The 15,551-nt window shown below is 61.0% G+C and carries 13 protein-coding genes; 5 read left to right on the top strand and 8 right to left on the bottom strand.

Going from position 1 to position 15,551, the window contains the following annotated elements; all coding sequences use genetic code 11:
- Positions 1-3 precede the first annotated feature (3 nt).
- The 8 genes from ACM6IM_RS08125 to ACM6IM_RS08090 all read right to left on the bottom strand — a co-directional run bounded on the left by ACM6IM_RS08125 (position 4) and on the right by ACM6IM_RS08090 (position 8,634).
- Positions 4-1,107, bottom strand: a complete 1,104-nt coding sequence (locus tag ACM6IM_RS08125) for an ABC transporter ATP-binding protein (RefSeq protein ID WP_192308627.1) — start codon at positions 1,105-1,107, stop codon at positions 4-6.
- A 184-nt stretch (positions 1,108-1,291) separates the two neighbouring features.
- The gene (locus ACM6IM_RS08120) at positions 1,292-2,122 is read right to left on the bottom strand and encodes a carbohydrate ABC transporter permease (protein WP_192308629.1); all 831 of its coding nucleotides are present in this window, start codon (positions 2,120-2,122) and stop codon (positions 1,292-1,294) included.
- A 10-nt stretch (positions 2,123-2,132) separates the two neighbouring features.
- Complete coding sequence (locus ACM6IM_RS08115; RefSeq protein WP_201188632.1) at positions 2,133-3,059, bottom strand: carbohydrate ABC transporter permease; 927 nt, start codon at positions 3,057-3,059, stop codon at positions 2,133-2,135.
- 151 nt (positions 3,060-3,210) lie between these two features.
- Positions 3,211-4,521: an ABC transporter substrate-binding protein gene (locus ACM6IM_RS08110; protein WP_414864767.1), complete on the bottom strand. Its 1,311-nt coding sequence runs from the start codon at positions 4,519-4,521 to the stop codon at positions 3,211-3,213.
- A 361-nt stretch (positions 4,522-4,882) separates the two neighbouring features.
- The gene (locus ACM6IM_RS08105; protein ID WP_192308635.1) at positions 4,883-5,788 is read right to left on the bottom strand and encodes an AraC family transcriptional regulator; all 906 of its coding nucleotides are present in this window, start codon (positions 5,786-5,788) and stop codon (positions 4,883-4,885) included.
- Positions 5,789-5,865: 77 nt separating this feature from the next.
- Complete coding sequence (locus ACM6IM_RS08100) at positions 5,866-6,726, bottom strand: phospholipase (protein WP_414864766.1); 861 nt, start codon at positions 6,724-6,726, stop codon at positions 5,866-5,868.
- A gap of 157 nt (positions 6,727-6,883) precedes the next feature.
- Positions 6,884-8,176, bottom strand: coding sequence for a glycosyltransferase (locus ACM6IM_RS08095; RefSeq protein WP_414864765.1), 1,293 nt, complete (start codon positions 8,174-8,176; stop codon positions 6,884-6,886).
- 92 nt (positions 8,177-8,268) lie between these two features.
- Positions 8,269-8,634 carry a response regulator gene (locus ACM6IM_RS08090; protein WP_414864764.1) on the bottom strand — a complete coding sequence of 122 codons (366 nt, stop codon included), beginning with the start codon at positions 8,632-8,634 and terminating at the stop codon, positions 8,269-8,271.
- A 259-nt stretch (positions 8,635-8,893) separates the two neighbouring features.
- On the opposite strand from ACM6IM_RS08090, the gene ACM6IM_RS08085 reads away from it, so the two are divergent.
- From ACM6IM_RS08085 to ACM6IM_RS08065, 5 genes are all read left to right on the top strand, one after another.
- Positions 8,894-12,385: a response regulator gene (locus ACM6IM_RS08085; RefSeq protein ID WP_414864763.1), complete on the top strand. Its 3,492-nt coding sequence runs from the start codon at positions 8,894-8,896 to the stop codon at positions 12,383-12,385.
- Positions 12,385-13,218 carry a CheR family methyltransferase gene (locus ACM6IM_RS08080; protein ID WP_201188620.1) on the top strand — a complete coding sequence of 278 codons (834 nt, stop codon included), beginning with the start codon at positions 12,385-12,387 and terminating at the stop codon, positions 13,216-13,218. The genes ACM6IM_RS08085 and ACM6IM_RS08080 overlap by 1 nt, the downstream gene beginning before the upstream one ends.
- The gene (locus ACM6IM_RS08075) at positions 13,215-13,808 is read left to right on the top strand and encodes a chemotaxis protein CheB (protein ID WP_414864762.1); all 594 of its coding nucleotides are present in this window, start codon (positions 13,215-13,217) and stop codon (positions 13,806-13,808) included. The genes ACM6IM_RS08080 and ACM6IM_RS08075 overlap by 4 nt, the downstream gene beginning before the upstream one ends.
- Entirely contained in the window at positions 13,802-14,983 is a 1,182-nt protein-coding gene (locus ACM6IM_RS08070) for an ATP-binding protein (RefSeq protein ID WP_414864761.1), read from the top strand. Before ACM6IM_RS08075 ends, ACM6IM_RS08070 begins: the two co-directional genes overlap by 7 nt.
- 77 nt (positions 14,984-15,060) lie before the next feature.
- A complete protein-coding gene (locus ACM6IM_RS08065) occupies positions 15,061-15,438 on the top strand; it encodes a response regulator (RefSeq protein WP_192308651.1) in 378 nt (125 codons plus the stop codon).
- Positions 15,439-15,551: the final 113 nt, after the last annotated feature.

The following is a 15,551-nucleotide window of genomic DNA, read 5'->3' as shown; positions in this document are numbered from 1 at the left end:
CGTTCAGGCCGCCGCGCGCAGCGGACGGGCCAGCGCAACGCCGTCGGCATCGAATAAATGGCAGTGGTCGGCGTCCAGGTGCAGGCTCAGGGTTTCGCCGTAGCGGCTGGCCAGGTCGCCGCGCACGCGCATCGTCAGGGCTTCGCCGGACGCGGTCAGCACGTGGCAGAAGGTGTCGCTGCCCAGGCGTTCGCTGACATCGGCGGTGACCTGCAGGGTGCAATCGCCGGGTTTGGCCAGCTCCAGGTGTTCCGGGCGGATGCCCAGGGTCACCGCCGCGCCGACACTCAGGTGGGCGCCGCTGAACGGCAGGGTGATGCGGGTGCCGGCGTCCAGCGCCACCTCGCAGCGCTGACTGTCGAGGCTGACCACCTGGCCCTTGAGGAAGCCCATTTTCGGCGTGCCGAGAAAGCCCGCCACGAACAGATTGGCCGGATGGTGGTAGAGGTCCAGGGGCGAGCCGACCTGCTCGATTTTGCCGCCATTGAGCACCACGACTTTGTCGGCCATGGTCATGGCTTCCACCTGATCGTGGGTCACGTAGATCATCGTTGCCTGCAGTTCCTTGTGCAGGCGCAGCAGCTCCAGGCGCATCTGCACGCGCAGCGCCGCGTCGAGGTTGGACAGCGGCTCGTCGAACAGGAAGATTTTCGGGTTGCGCACAATCGCCCGGCCGATGGCCACCCGCTGACGCTGACCGCCGGACAGTTGCTTGGGCTTGCGCTCGAGCATCGGCCCCAGTTCGAGGATGCGCGCGGCCTCGCCGACTTTCTTCTCGACTTCGGCTTTCGACACGCCGGCCAGGTCGAGGGCAAACGACATGTTCTTGCGCACGCTCATGTGCGGGTACAAAGCGTAGGTCTGGAACACCATCGCCAGGTCGCGTTTGGCCGGGCTGACTTCGGTGATGTCGCGGCCATCGAGTTCGATGGTGCCGCCGCTGACTTCTTCGAGGCCGGCGATCAGCCGCAGCAGGGTGGATTTGCCGCAACCCGACGGGCCGACGAACACCACGAACTCCTTGTCGTTCACTTCCAGGTCGATGCCCTTGATGATGGAAAAGCCTTCGAAGCCTTTTTGCAGATTCTTGATTTTCAGGTTGGCCATGGGGTGGGCCTCCGCTTGTTTTTATTCAATTGAACCGGGCTGCCGGAAACGACGCTGTACCCTGTGGGAGCGGGCTTGCCCGCGAAAGCGTCGTGTCAGTCAAATTGATGTTGGATGTGCCGACGTATTCGCGGGCAAGCCCGCTCCCACAGGGTTTTGTGTCCGATTAGAGATTGGGCGACATTCACTTGACCGCACCAAACGACAGCCCGCGCACCAGTTGTTTCTGGCTGATCCAGCCGAAGATCAGGATCGGTGCGCAAGCCAGGGTCGAGACCGCCGACAACTTGGCCCAGAACAGCCCTTCGGGGCTGGAGTACGAGGCGATCAGGGCGGTCAGGGGCGCGGCTTTCGACGAGGTCAGGTTCAGTGACCAGAACGCCTCGTTCCAGCACAGGATCAGCGACAGCAGCACGGTGGAGGCCAGGCCGCCCTTGGCGATCGGCAGCAGCACCCGGAGCATTTCCTGGGCCAGGGTCGCGCCGTCCAGGCGCGCGGCTTCGAGGATGTCCTTGGGGATGTCCTTGAAGTAGGTGTAAACCATCCAAACCACGATCGGCAGGTTGATCAGGGTGTAGATCACGATCAGCGCGATGCGTGTATCGAGCAGGCCGAAACTCTTGGCCAGCAGGTAGATCGGCATCAGCACGCCCACCGGCGGCAGCATCTTGGTCGAGAGCATCCACAGCAGCGTGCCCTTGGTGCGCTGGGTCTCGTAGAACGCCATGGAGTAGGCGGCGGGCACCGCAATCAGCAGGCACAGGGCGGTGGCGCTGAACGAAATCACCACCGAGTTCCAGGCGAAACTGAAGTAATCGCTGCGCTCGTTGATGTGCAGGTAGTTCTCCAGGGTCGGCATGAAGATGAACTGCGGCGGGGTGGCGAACGCGTCGATCTCGGTCTTGAAGCTGGTCAGCACCATCCAGAAGATCGGGAAGAAGATCAGGATCGCGATGGCCCAGGCCAGGGTGCCCAGCAGCAGGCTTTGCAGACGACGGGATTGTTGAAGGGTCATGGCGCAGGCCTCAGGCTTTGTCTGTCAGGTTTTTGCCGATCATGCGCACCAGCACGATGGCCGCGATGTTGGCAATCACCACCGCGATCAACCCGCCAGCGGAGGCCATGCCGACGTCGAACTGCACCAGCGCCTGGTTGTAGATCAGGTAGGCGAGGTTGGTCGAGGCATAGCCGGGGCCGCCGTTGGTGGTGGTGAAAATCTCGGCGAACACCGACAGCAGGAAGATGGTCTCGATCATCACCACCACGGCAATCGGGCGTGCCAGGTGCGGCAGGGTCAGGTGCCAGAAAATCGCGATGGGGCCGGCACCGTCCAGGCGCGCGGCTTCCTTCTGTTCCTGGTCCAGCGACTGCATGGCGGTCATCAGGATCAGGATCGCGAAGGGCAGCCATTGCCACGAGACAATGATGATGATCGACAGCAGCGGGTAATGCGCCAGCCAGTCCACCGGTTGCGCGCCGAACAGCTTCCAGACGTAGGCCAGGATCCCCGACACCGGATGGAAGATCAGGTTTTTCCAGATCAGTGCCCCGACGGTGGGCATGATGAAAAACGGCGAGATCAGCATCACCCGCACGATGCCGCGACCGAAAAACGCGGAAGCCTCGAGCAGGGCGCTGATCAGCACCCCGAACACCACGCTGATCAGCAGCACGCTGCCCACCAGCAACAGGGTGTTGGTGGCGCCGGGCATGAAACCGGAGTCGGTCAGGAAATAGGTGAAGTTCTCCAGCCCCACGAATTCGTTTTCGCCGGGGTAGAGCAGGTTGTAGCGGATCATCGAAAAGTACAGGGTCATGCCCAGCGGCACGATCATCCACAGCAGCAATAACGCCACCGAGGGGCTGACCAGAAACCAGCCGGGATTGGCCAGCCGGCTTTTGCGTGCGGCTGGGGCGAGGTCCATTTGGGCTTTGGCGGTGGAAGTATTCATGAATTAAATCCGAGTCGTGCAGACCTACGAAGATCCCCTGTGGGAGCGAGCTTGCTCGCGAAAGCGGTGTGTCAGGTTCATCAATGTCCAATGACACACCGTCTTCGCGAGCAAGCCCGCTCCCACCCAAGGCAAGAGCGGGACGTGCGGGTTACTTCGGATAACCCGCCCGCTTCATCTCGCGTTCGGTGGTTTGCTGGGCGGCGGTCAGGGCCTGGTCGACCGTGGTCTGACCGATCAGCGCCGCCGAGAACAGCTTGCCGACCTGGGTGCCCACCGCCTGGAACTCGGGGATGGTCACCAGTTGAATGCCGATGTACGGCACCGGGCGGGCGCCAGGCTTGCTCGGGTCGGCGGCCTTGAGCGACTCCAGCGTGACCTTGGCGAACGGTGCGGCGTTCATGTAGGCGGCGCTGTAGGTCGAGGCGCGCGTGCCGGGCGGTACGTTGGCGATGCCATCGGTTTTGGCGACGAGGGCCCCGTACTCCTTGGAAGTGGCCCAGGCGCTGAAGGTTTTCGCCGCGTCCTTGGCCTTGGAACTGGTGGGGATCGCCAGTGCCCAGGAATACAGCCAGGCCGAGCCTTTGTCGGTGGTTTCGTGGGGGGCGTAGGTAAAGCCGACGTGGTCGCTGACCTTGCTCTGGGTCTTGTCGGTGACGAACGAACCGGCGACGCTGGCATCGACCCAGATCGCGCATTTGCCGCTGTTGAACAGCGCCAGGTTTTCGTTGAAGCCGTTGCTGGAGGCGCCGGGCGGGCCGGCGTTCTTCATGGTGTCGACGTAGAAGTTCAGCGCGTTTTTCCACTCGGGGCCGTTGAATTCAGGCTGCCATTTTTCATCGAACCAGCGTGCGCCATAGGCGTTGGCGACGGTGGTGATCAAGGCCATGTTCTCGCCCCAGCCGGCCTTGCCGCGCAGGCAGATACCGTACTGTTCCTTGTCCTTGTGGGTGAGTTTGCCGGCAAACTCCGCGATCTGGGTCCAGGTCGGACGCTCGGGCATGGTCAGGCCGGCTTCCTTGAACAGGTCGGTGCGGTAATAGGTGATGGAACTTTCGGCGTAGAACGGCAGCGCATACAGCGAGCCCTTGACCGACAGCCCTTCACGCACCGACGGGAACACGTCGTCGAGTTCGTACGTGGCCGGCAAATCCTTCATCGGCTCCAGCCAACCCTTGGCACCCCACAGTGCGGCTTCGTACATGCCGATGGTCAGCACGTCGAACTGCCCGCCCTGGGTGGCGATGTCGGTGGTCAGGCGCTGGCGCAGGACGTTCTCTTCCAGCACCACCCAATTGAGCTTGATCTCCGGGTGCTCGGCCTCGAAGGTCTTCGAGAGCTTCTGCATGCGGATCATGTCGCTGTTGTTGACGGTGGCGATGGTCAGGGTCTGGGCGCCAAGGCTGACGCTGCTGAGGGTCATGCAGGTGAGGGCTAGCAGAGCTTTTACAGAAGGTTGCATCGTGCACTCCTTTTCTGCGCCCGGCGGGTAGCAGAAGGACAGTTATTGTTTTTGTGTCTTCCGACGACAGGAAGAATCTGCGCTGATTACAGCCTTCAATCGATGATGAAACAAATCATTCATCGCACTTGAATCGATACTTTTTTGCACTGGGGTTTACTGGGGGAGACGCAGGGAAGGGCTTTGTGGCGGTTGAGGCGTATCGGATCTGTACAGGTTTTATGGCCAGAGAGGCCCTACTTGTGGGAGCGAGCCTGCTCGCGATGGCAGTGTGTCAGGCGCATGATTGTGAGCTGACACTCCCTCATCGCGAGCAGGCTCGCTCCCACAGGGACCTCATTCACAGGGAGGTTGCAGGGAATCAGCCCAGGTTCTGCTCCGTCAGGCGTTGCACCGCCAGGCGCCGGTAGTGGGAGGGCGTCATGCCCTTGAGCTGCTGGAATCGCCGGTTGAAGTTGGAAATATTGTTGAAACCGGACTCGAAGCAGACGTCGGTCACCGGTTTGTCGCCGTCGGCCAGCAACTCGCAGGACTTGCTGATGCGCAGGCGGTTGACGAATTCGATGAAACAGCGGCCCGTCGCCTGTTTGAACACGCGGCTGAAGTAGGTCGGCTTCATGCCCAGGTGCTCGGCGACTTCCTCCAGCGGCAGTTCGCGGGCGTAGTGGGCGAAGATGTAATCCACCGCGCGGTTGGTGCGATCGACGTTGTGTTCGTCCGCCAGTTGCGCGGTCGTCGCCCCGGACAGCAGTTGGTAATCGTCGGTACTGGCAAGCAGTTCCAGCAGAATGAAAAAATGCCCGAGCCGGGTCACGCCCTGGGTGTCGGCGATGCGCTGCATCAAGGTCATGGCCTGGCCGATCGTGTGCTTGCAGCGAAACTCGATGCCGTACTGGGCGCGCTCCAGCAGCGGCGCCAGGGTCTTGAGTTCGGCAAACACCTGATGGCCGCTCTCGAACAGCTCGTCGGTGAAGTTGACCAGCATGTCACGCTTGGGCACCACTTCGTCCTCGCCGACCTGGCTGATCCAGTTGTGGGGGAGGTTGGGGCCGGTGAGGAACAGGGTTTGCGGGTAGAAGTTGCCGATGTAGTCGCCAATGAACACCTTGCCGGAGCTGGCGACGATCAGGTGCAGCTCATATTCCTTGTGGAAGTGCCAGCGCACCAGCGGGCAGGGGAAGCCGTGCTGGCGATAAATGATGGACAAGCCGTTGTGGTCGTCCATCAGTTCGTAGGAGGGGTCGGTCACTCGGGCGGTTCGGGTCATGGCGGGGCGCTTTTTTTGTTATCGCTCGCCGATCATGCCTCTTTCCCGGCGCCTGACGCCAGTGCAGGCGCGCAACCTCAGCGCACTTCGTGCAGGCTCTCGGCCTCGAGGGCCTTCTCGGCCGTGGCGCTCCAGCAGTAGCGCACGATCTGCGACTCGTCGAAGAAGTCGGTATTGATGATGCTGCAACGCATGATCCATTCCCCTGATGAGTTGAACCAGTCGTTGATCTGGGTCTTGATGTGTTGCGGCCCGCCGAGGAACGTGTAGCTGGTCGCCGACAGCGACCACAGGAACCGCTCGTAACAGGCGTCTTTCAGGGTGTCCTTGATATGGTGGTGCAACTGCTCGGTATCGGTGAATGGCTTGCCCGACCATTTGTGCGGGATGCGCGGCCAGAAGAATTCGCCGTCGAGGCCAGACAGCGGTGGCGCGGCCATGACGATGCGACGCAGCGCGCTGGCCTCCTTGAGTTCGCCCACGGTTTTTGCCGCATCGTAGTAGGAGAGGGCGCGGTGCCCGAGCCGGCGCAGCAGGACCTCGCCCAGTTGCACCGAGTCGAAGGGTTTGTTATCGCCCAGTTGGTGGAAGTCCAGCACAATGAATTCGTCGCTGTTGCGGTCCAGGAAGTTCAGGACGGCTTCGATCAGGTCGTCGAGCACCCGATGGGACTGGTGACCACTGTGATGGAAATAGAAGATCGGCTGGTCCCTGGCCTGCTTGAAACCCAGGCGCAAATCGAACGCCCGCGCGCCGTTGTCCAGCTGCCAGGCGAAGGAATCGTTCTGGCAGGTCACCCAGTTGCCGAAGATCACTTCATGGTTGGGGGCTTTTTTGTCCATGCCGGCATTGTGCGCGCCGGGCCAGATGATGTCGGTCAGTCGCAACTTGTCGATGTCGGGGACGTGACTCATCCAGGCTTGTTTGTTCAGTGGCATATACATTCCTTTGTTCGAAGATTCCCGGCCTTGGGAACATGTGTTGACAGAGCACCGGCCCCTTGTAGGAGCAAGCTCGCTCCTATAAGGGGGCGTGCACAGGTATAAGCACTGTGACAGCCAAAGCCAAGCCCCAGCTTGCTACAGGACGTATCCCTTACACCGGGCGATTCTTGGCTTCGATCCATTGCGCCATGTATTGGGTACTTTTGTGCTGGTGGTGACGCAGCATGCTGCCGGTAAAGTTGTCTCGGCGAAGTTGTTCCAGGTGTTGCCGGACATGCATCAGCCGCTCGATCAGGGCCGGGCCGTGCACCGACTGCCGATAACGTTCGGACAACAGTGCCAGCCCGAGTTGCTGGGCGTTCCGCCACCGTGTTTCATCCCGGTACAACTGCACGGCCTGATCGGCGAACGCTTGCGCCGTGCGGGTCACCGCGCCGGGCCAGGCCGCCTCGCCGTGCATGCCTTCGGCGCCGATGGGGGTGGTGACGTTCGGCGTGCCGCAGATCATCGCGTCGAGAATTTTGCCCTTGATGCCCGCGCCGAAACGCAGCGGCGCCAGCAGCACCCGCGCCGCCGTCATCACTTGCAGCGCATCTTGCGCCCAGTTCAGCACATGGAAACCCTGGGCCGCATTGTGCAGGGCGGTGGCCTTGGGGGGCGTATAGGCCCCGTAGATGTGCAGTTGCGCGGTCGGCAACTGCTGGCGAATCAACGGCCAGACGGTGGTTTTCATCCAGAGCACCGCATCCCAGTTGGGCGCGTGGCGAAAGTTGCCGATGCTGAGGAAGTGCGCACGGGGCTCGAAGGGGGCCGGTGGCGCGCTGGGCGGTTCGACCGTCAGCGGGCACCAGTGCAGCAGGCTGCGTGGCACTTTGAACTGTTCGACCAGCAACTCGATTTCCACTTCGGAAATCATCAGGTTCAGGTCGCAGCGATAGAGCGCGGCGATTTCGCGCTTGGCCATATCGGTTTCGGCCATCAGCTCGAATTCTTCGCGCAGGGCCGGTGCGAACAGGTCGCTGAAGTCATTGTCGTCGTCGCTGGCCTTCAGGCGATCCTTGAGCCGCTGATGCCGGGCATGCCGCAGGCTTTGCAGGTCCTGGGTGCCCAGCACACGCAAGGCCCCGGGGCAGTGCTTTTCCACACGCCAGCCGAATTGCTCTTCCATCATGAATTGTTCGAACAGCACGATATCCGGGGCCAATTGGCTGACAAAAGCATCGAAGCTGCTGTTGTTCAACTCGATCGGCGCTTCACGGATACCCAGCGCGGTCAGGTCTTCCTGATGTTCGCCGGGGCCGGCCGGGCTGCTGAAGGTCACGTCCCAGCCTTGTTGCAGGAAGGTCCCGAGCAGTTGCATCACATACCCGCCGGCCGCCGACGACTTGGGTTCGGGCCAGACATAACCAATGACCAGAACGCGGGTGGCGCGGGGCTGATTCATGCAGGGGATTCCTTGAAACGTGGGGGCAGGGCGGAAAAAGGGGCGCAATTAAACCACAACCGCGCAGGATTCCCGGCCCTGCTCGAACCGGATCAAGCGTTGACGAGGATACCTGTGACCTTGTCGCGCAGTTGGTCGATGGAGAACGGCTTGCCGATGACATGCATGTCGGCGGGCACGTCAATGCTTTCGGCATAACCGCTGGCGAACAACACCGGCAGTGCGGGGCGTATCAGGCGTGCCTGGGTGGCCAGTTCACGGCCGTCCATCACCGGCAGTCCGACGTCGGTCATCATCAGGTCGATGACCTGATTGCTGTCGTTGAGAAACTCCAGCGCCTGTTCGCTGCCATCGGCCTCCAGCACCTTGAATTCCAGCTCATCCAGCACATCGACGATCAGCATGCGCACGATGTCGTCGTCTTCGACGACCAGGATGGTGGATTTTTCGGTGGACATAATGGGGCTCTCAAAAGTTGGATTCGCAGTGTCCGGTCGATCAGAAACGCCGGGCTATAGCATGAGTAAGTTGAGCAACCCGACAAGTTCCCGGGTGCGCAGGAAAAGAATCGTGGCGGGTGCGTGATAAAGGATAACCGCTCCGTGGCGCTGGAACAGCTGAATGTAGGATTTTGCGCTCAAATACGTCAGAAAAATGGATCCACAGGGCCCATTTGGGGCAAACTCACGGGTTTCGAACAGACGACAAGGCCTTCCCATGACCACAGCGTCTTCGGTTGATGAACAACGCTTCCGTAAACTGCTGAGCCGTAACGTCAGCCTGCCCTTGGGCGTTGGCGTGCTCAGCGCCGTCTTCTTCGTAGGGCTGATCACCTATTTGCTGTCGGTGATCCAGTGGGTCGAGCACACCGACCGGGTGATCAATAACGCCAATGAGGCGCTGAAGCTGACGGTCGACCAGGAAACCGGCATGCGCGGCTACCTGCTCAGTGGTGACGAGAAATTCCTCGAACCCTATGAAACGGCCAGGCCGAAGCTCGTGGTGGTGGTCGACACCCTGCTTGAGCTGACCGCGGATAACCCGGTGCAAACGGATCGCCTGCACCAGATCCAGGCCTTGCAGAAGGAGTGGAGGGAGTACGCCCAGCAAATGATCGATTTGCAGCGTTCATCGGGCGATTACCGCAACGCGGTGAAGGCGGGTCGCGGCAAGCGCCTGACCGATGAAGTCCGCAAGCAGTTCGAAGAAGTGGTCGACACCGAGCAGCAATTGCGCGCCACGCGCAACGCTGACGTGCGCAGCACCACGATCTGGAGCATCACCCTCTATCTGCTGTTCATCAGCGCGATCAGCGCCTTGCTGGCCTACATTGGTCGGCGGGATCTGATCGGCCTGTCGCAGAACTACTCAGCCAACCTCGCCGCCCAACATGCCAGTGCCCGTCGCCTGGAACAGCAGGCGTGGCTGCGCAATGGCCAGACCGAGCTGGCCGAGCAAGTGCTGGGGCAGCTGTCCCTCAATGCGCTGGGTCGCAACATCCTGCAATTTTGTGCGCAATACCTCGGCAGCGCTGTCGGTGCCATCTACGTCCGTGAGGAACACGGCGGACTCAAGCGCGTGGCGTCCTACGGGTTATCCCGCGAACAGGAAGAACGCGATCAGCAGATCTACAGCGACGAAGGGATTGTCGGCCAGGTGGCTCAGCAAGCTCGTCTGGTCCGCCTGGACTCGGTGCCGGATGACTATTTCAAGGTCAGCTCCGGCCTCGGCGAAGGCCTGCCGCACAGCGTGCTGGTGGTGCCGACCAGCGACGACCAGCGGGTCAACGGCGTGATCGAACTGGGTTTCCTGCGCCCATTGGACGAGCGCGACATCGAATTGCTCGACCTGATTGCCGGCAACATCGGCACCTCCATCGAGGCGGCGCGCTATCGCCAGCGGTTGCAGGAAGTCCTGGCTGAAACCCAGCAGCTCAACGAAGAGTTGCAGGTGCAGCAGGAAGAACTCAAGACCGCCAACGAAGAGCTGGAAGAGCAGTCGCGGATTCTCAAGGAGTCCCAGGCACACCTGGAAACCCAGCAGGTCGAGTTGGAACAGACCAACGAACAGCTCGCCGAGCAGGCGCAGACGCTGGCCGACCAGCGCGACGCCATGGATCTGAAGAACACCGAACTCAATCAGGCGCAGGCGCAACTGGAAGAGCGCGCCGAAGAGTTACAGCGCTCGAGCAAGTACAAATCCGAATTCCTCGCCAACATGTCCCACGAACTGCGCACGCCACTCAACAGCTCGTTGATCCTGGCCAAGCTGTTGGCGGAGAACCCCCAGGACAACCTCAGCGCCGAACAGGTCAAGTTCGCCGAGTCGATCTATTCGGCCGGCAATGATTTGCTCAACCTGATCAACGACATTCTCGATATTTCCAAGGTCGAGGCCGGCAAGCTGGAAATGCGTCCGGAGAACACCAGCGTGACACGCCTGCTGGAGGGGCTGCGCGGGATGTTCCAGCCGCTGGCAGCGGATAAGCAGCTGGACTTCCAGATCGATCTGCAGCCCGGTTCGCCAGCGATGATCTTCACCGACCGCCAGCGTCTGGAACAGGTGATCAAGAACCTGCTGTCGAACGCTGTGAAATTCACCGAACGCGGTTCGGTCAGCATGACCGTGGCCAGCCAGCCGAACAACGCGATTGCGTTTATCGTCCGGGATTCCGGGATCGGCATTGCCGCCGATCAGCAGGAGAGTATTTTCGAAGCGTTCCGCCAGGCCGATGGCACCACCAATCGCCGCTACGGCGGTACGGGCCTTGGCTTGTCGATTTCCCGTGACCTGGCGGCGTTGCTCGGTGGCACCATCAGTGTCACCAGCGAACCGGGGCAGGGCAGTGTGTTTACCCTGGTGTTGCCGCAACAGTACGTCGAACCGGGCGATACGCCGCGCGAGCCGATGCTGCCCGTGCCGGTCGCCAGTGTGATGCGGGCCCCTGTGGCCGCCCTGGAGCCGCTGATTGCCGACGTCGATACCCCGCGTTTCGAAGACGATCGCGACAAGGCCCCTTTCAATACCCGCTGTATCCTGGTGGTGGAAGATGAGGCGAACTTCGCGCACATCCTCTTCGACCTGGCGCACGAGCTGGATTATCACTGCCTGGTGGCCCACGGCGCCGATGAAGGCTATGACCTGGCCAGTGAGTATGTGCCCGACGCCATCCTGCTCGACATGCGCCTGCCGGATCATTCCGGCCTGACCGTCCTGCAACGGCTGAAGGAGAACCCGCAGACCCGGCACATCCCCGTGCACGTGATTTCGGTCGAGGACCGGGTCGAGGCGGCGATGCACATGGGTGCCATCGGCTATGCCGTCAAACCCACCACCCGCGAAGAGCTCAAGGACGTGTTCGGCCGTCTGGAAGCCAAGCTGACCCAGAAGGTCAAGCGCGTGCTGCTGGTGGAAGACGACGACTTGCAACGCGACAGCATTGCCCGCCTGATCGGCGACGATGACATCGAAATCACCGCGGTCGGCCTGGCCCAGGATGCCCTGGAACTGCTGCGCACCACGGTCTACGACTGCATGGTCATCGACCTGAAACTGCCGGACATGCTCGGCAACGACCTGCTCAAGCGCATGTCCACCGAGGAAATCTGCTCGTTCCCGCCCGTCATCGTCTACACCGGACGCAACCTGACCCGCGACGAAGAGGCCGAGCTGCGCAAGTATTCACGCTCGATCATCATCAAGGGCGCACGTTCGCCGGAACGATTGCTCGATGAGGTCACACTCTTTCTGCACAAAGTCGAATCCAAGTTGTCCCATGAACGGCAGACGATGCTCAAGACCGCGCGCAGCCGCGACAAGGTCTTCGAGGGTCGCAAGGTGCTGCTGGTGGATGACGATGTGCGCAACATTTTCGCCCTCACCAGCGCGCTGGAGCACAAGGGCGCCGTCGTGGTCATTGGCCGCAACGGTCGCGAGGCGATCGAGAAGCTCAACGAAGTCGAGGACATCGATCTGGTGTTGATGGACGTGATGATGCCGGAGATGGACGGGTTCGAGGCGACCAGCCTGATCCGCCAGGACCCGCGCTGGCGCAAGTTGCCGATCATTGCGGTGACGGCCAAGGCGATGAAGGACGATCAGGAGCGCTGCCTGCAGGCGGGCGCCAACGATTACCTGGCCAAGCCGATCGACCTGGACCGCCTGTTCTCGCTCATTCGCGTGTGGTTACCGAAAATGGAACGCATTTAGTGGAACGTATTTACTCAGTGGAGCCCAACAGCGAAATCGAGCTGCGGCTGTTGATCGAGGCGATCTACCTCAAGTACAGCTACGACTTTCGCGACTACTCCGGGGCGTCGATCAAGCGTCGCGTCCTGCATGCGCTGAGCCAGTTCGAATGCGCCACCATTTCGGCCCTGCAGGAGAAAGTGCTGCATGACCCGACGGCGTTCATGCAGCTGCTGCAATTGCTGACGATTCCGGTCAGCGAAATGTTCCGCGACCCTTCGCACTTCCTGGCCATCCGCCAGGAAGTGGTGCCGTTGCTCAAGACGTACCCCTCGATCAAGATCTGGATCGCCGGTTGCAGCACCGGCGAAGAGGTCTATTCGATGGCGATTCTGCTGCGCGAGGAAGGCCTGCTCGATCGCACGATCATCTACGCCACCGACATCAATCCGCGCTCGCTGGAGAAGGCCAAGCAGGGGATCTTCTCCATGGAAAATGTCCGCGCCTACACGGCCAACTACCAGCAGGCCGGTGGCCAGCGTTCGTTCGCCGAGTACTACACTGCGGCCTACGGCTACGCGATTTTCGACAAGAGCCTGTGTGAAAACGTGACCTTCGCCGACCACAGCCTGGCGACCGACAGCGTATTCTCAGAAACTCAATTAATTTCATGCCGTAACGTATTGATTTATTTCAATAAAAAACTTCAGGATCGTGCGTTCGGGCTGTTCCACGAATCGCTGTGCCATCGCGGGTTCCTGGTGTTGGGCAGCAAGGAGACTCCGGATTTTTCCAGCTTCGGCAACCAGTTCGAGCCGTTGGTGAAACAAGAACGGATCTACCGTAAATCATGAGCAGTGCAGCGGATTTGCCTCGCGTGAAGGCAATCGTGATCGGCGCGTCGGCCGGCGGCGTGGAAGCCTTGCTGGGCATCCTCGGCCCTTTGCGCAAAGGTTTCAGGTTGCCGATCATCGTGGTGTTGCACTTGCCGGACGAGCGTCGCAGCCAGTTGGCCGAGGTGTTTTCCCGACGGGTGTCGATGCGCGTCGAGGAAGCTGGCGACAAGACCCCGGTCGAGTCAGGCACCCTGTATTTCGCCACACCGGGTTATCACCTGTCGGTGGAGCAGGACCACAGCTTTTCCCTGAGTCAGGAAGACCGCGTGCACTACTCACGGCCAGCCATCGATTTTCTGTTCGAGTCGGCGGCCGATGCCTATGGTCCGCTTTTGGCGGCGGTGCTCCTCACCGGCGCCAACCGCGACGGCGCCAGCGGCCTGGCGCAGGTCAAGCGGCGCGGTGGCCTGACCGTCGTGCAGGACCCTGGCGAAGCCCAGGTCGCAACCATGCCCCTGGCGGCGCTGGAGACTCATCAGCCTGACCATGTCCTCCCTATCCACGGCATTGGCCGTCTGCTTGCAGAGCTGGAACGAATCGCATGTTAAGTGACATCCAAGCCAAACTGCTGATCGTCGACGATCTGCCGGAAAACCTCTTGGCCCTCGAGGCGCTGATCAAGCGCGAAGACCGTCTGGTCTACAAAGCCTTGTCCGCCGACGAGGCCCTGTCGTTGCTGCTGCAACACGACTTCGCCATGGCCATCCTCGACGTGCAGATGCCCGGCATGAACGGCTTCGAGCTGGCCGAACTGATGCGCGGCACGGAGAAAACCAAGCACATCCCGATTGTGTTCGTCAGTGCCGCCGGCCGTGAGCTGAACTATGCGTTCAAGGGCTATGAGAGCGGTGCCGTGGATTTCCTGCACAAGCCGCTGGATATCCACGCGGTCAAGAGCAAGGTCAATGTGTTCGTCGAGCTCTATCGTCAGCGCAAGGCCATGAAACAGCAGGTCGAAGCGCTGGAGCAGAGTCGCCGGGAGCAGGAGGCGCTGCTCAAGCAACTGCAAAGCACGCAGCTGGAGTTGCAGCAGGCGGTGCGCATGCGTGACGACTTCATGTCGATTGTCGCCCACGAGGTGCGCACACCGCTCAATGGCCTGATCCTCGAAACCCAGTTGCGCAAGATGCACCTGGCTCGCGACAACGCCGGGGCATTCACCCTGGACAAGATGCAGGCGATGGTCGACCGCGACGAACGGCAGATCAAGAGCCTGATCCGCCTGATCGAAGACATGCTCGATGTGTCGCGTATTCGCACCGGCAAGCTGTCGATTCGACCGACACGCTTCGATCTGTCGGCGCTGGTTCGCAACTTGTTACAGAATTTCGCGCCGCAGATCGATGCCGCCGAATGCACGGTTTCCCTGGACGCCGAGCAGCCGGTGGTGGGCAACTGGGACGAATTCCGCATTGAACAGGTGATTTCCAACCTGCTGACCAACGCCTTGCGTTACGGTGCCAAGAGCCCGATCAGTGTGAAGGTGTACAGTGAGCAGAACCAGGCACGGGTGGAAGTGCGCGATGCAGGGATCGGTATCGGCGAGGAGAACCAGAAGCGCATTTTCCAGCAGTTCGAACGGGTGACGGCCAAGCACGCTGTCGCCGGGCTGGGCCTGGGGTTGTTTATTTCAGAACAGATCGTGACCGCCCATGGCGGCACCATAACCGTCGACAGCCGGATTGGCGAAGGCGCCCTGTTTCGCGTTTGTCTGCCGCTGTAGGAAAACAGCCGGATAAACGCAACCTCTGGTCGACCCCACGGTCGTATCAGCAGCTATTGACCGAACAAAGGCTTCCCATGAGTGAAGATGCACAAGACGTCGTACTGATCGTCGAAGATGACCCCTCGATCCTGATGGTGCTGGCGGCCTATCTGTCGGGTGAGGGGTACCGGGTGCTGCAGGCCGAAAACGGCGAGCAGGCTTTCGAGATTCTGGCGAGCAAACCGCACCTGGACATGATGATCACCGACTTTCGCCTGCCGGGCGGGATCTCCGGGGTACAGATCGCTGAGCCTGCCGTGAAGCTGCGACCGGAGCTGAAGGTGATCTTCATCAGCGGTTACCCGCAGGAAATCCGTGAGACCGACAGTCCCATCACCCGCAAGGCGCCGATCCTGGCCAAGCCGTTCGACCTGGATGTGTTGCAGGAATTGATGCAGGACATGCTGTCGTAACCTGCCTGCCGTTCTGCTGCATCGGTTGTGCACCTGTCACGATGCCTCGATAGGCCCCCCGTGGGCGGGGGCCTATCGAGGCCAGCCACGGCACACCGCGTGTTTTCATAGGC

The sequence above is a fragment of the Pseudomonas sp. IT-P12 genome (genome assembly GCF_949767465.1).
Lineage (GTDB): Bacteria > Pseudomonadota > Gammaproteobacteria > Pseudomonadales > Pseudomonadaceae > Aquipseudomonas.
The sequence above is the reverse complement of the archived record's forward strand: the minus strand, read 5'-3'. Positions and strand labels throughout refer to the sequence as shown.

Coding starts and splice junctions, on each gene's coding strand:
- ACM6IM_RS08125 (WP_192308627.1), bottom strand. CDS start 1,107: ATGGCCAACCTGAAAATCAAGAATCTGCAAAAAGGCTTCGAAGGCTTT.
- ACM6IM_RS08120 (WP_192308629.1), bottom strand. CDS start 2,122: ATGACCCTTCAACAATCCCGTCGTCTGCAAAGCCTGCTGCTGGGCACC.
- ACM6IM_RS08115 (WP_201188632.1), bottom strand. CDS start 3,059: ATGAATACTTCCACCGCCAAAGCCCAAATGGACCTCGCCCCAGCCGCA.
- ACM6IM_RS08110 (WP_414864767.1), bottom strand. CDS start 4,521: ATGCAACCTTCTGTAAAAGCTCTGCTAGCCCTCACCTGCATGACCCTC.
- ACM6IM_RS08105 (WP_192308635.1), bottom strand. CDS start 5,788: ATGACCCGAACCGCCCGAGTGACCGACCCCTCCTACGAACTGATGGAC.
- ACM6IM_RS08100 (WP_414864766.1), bottom strand. CDS start 6,726: ATGCCACTGAACAAACAAGCCTGGATGAGTCACGTCCCCGACATCGAC.
- ACM6IM_RS08095 (WP_414864765.1), bottom strand. CDS start 8,176: ATGAATCAGCCCCGCGCCACCCGCGTTCTGGTCATTGGTTATGTCTGG.
- ACM6IM_RS08090 (WP_414864764.1), bottom strand. CDS start 8,634: ATGTCCACCGAAAAATCCACCATCCTGGTCGTCGAAGACGACGACATC.
- ACM6IM_RS08085 (WP_414864763.1), top strand. CDS start 8,894: ATGACCACAGCGTCTTCGGTTGATGAACAACGCTTCCGTAAACTGCTG.
- ACM6IM_RS08075 (WP_414864762.1), top strand. CDS start 13,215: ATGAGCAGTGCAGCGGATTTGCCTCGCGTGAAGGCAATCGTGATCGGC.
- ACM6IM_RS08070 (WP_414864761.1), top strand. CDS start 13,802: ATGTTAAGTGACATCCAAGCCAAACTGCTGATCGTCGACGATCTGCCG.
- ACM6IM_RS08065 (WP_192308651.1), top strand. CDS start 15,061: ATGAGTGAAGATGCACAAGACGTCGTACTGATCGTCGAAGATGACCCC.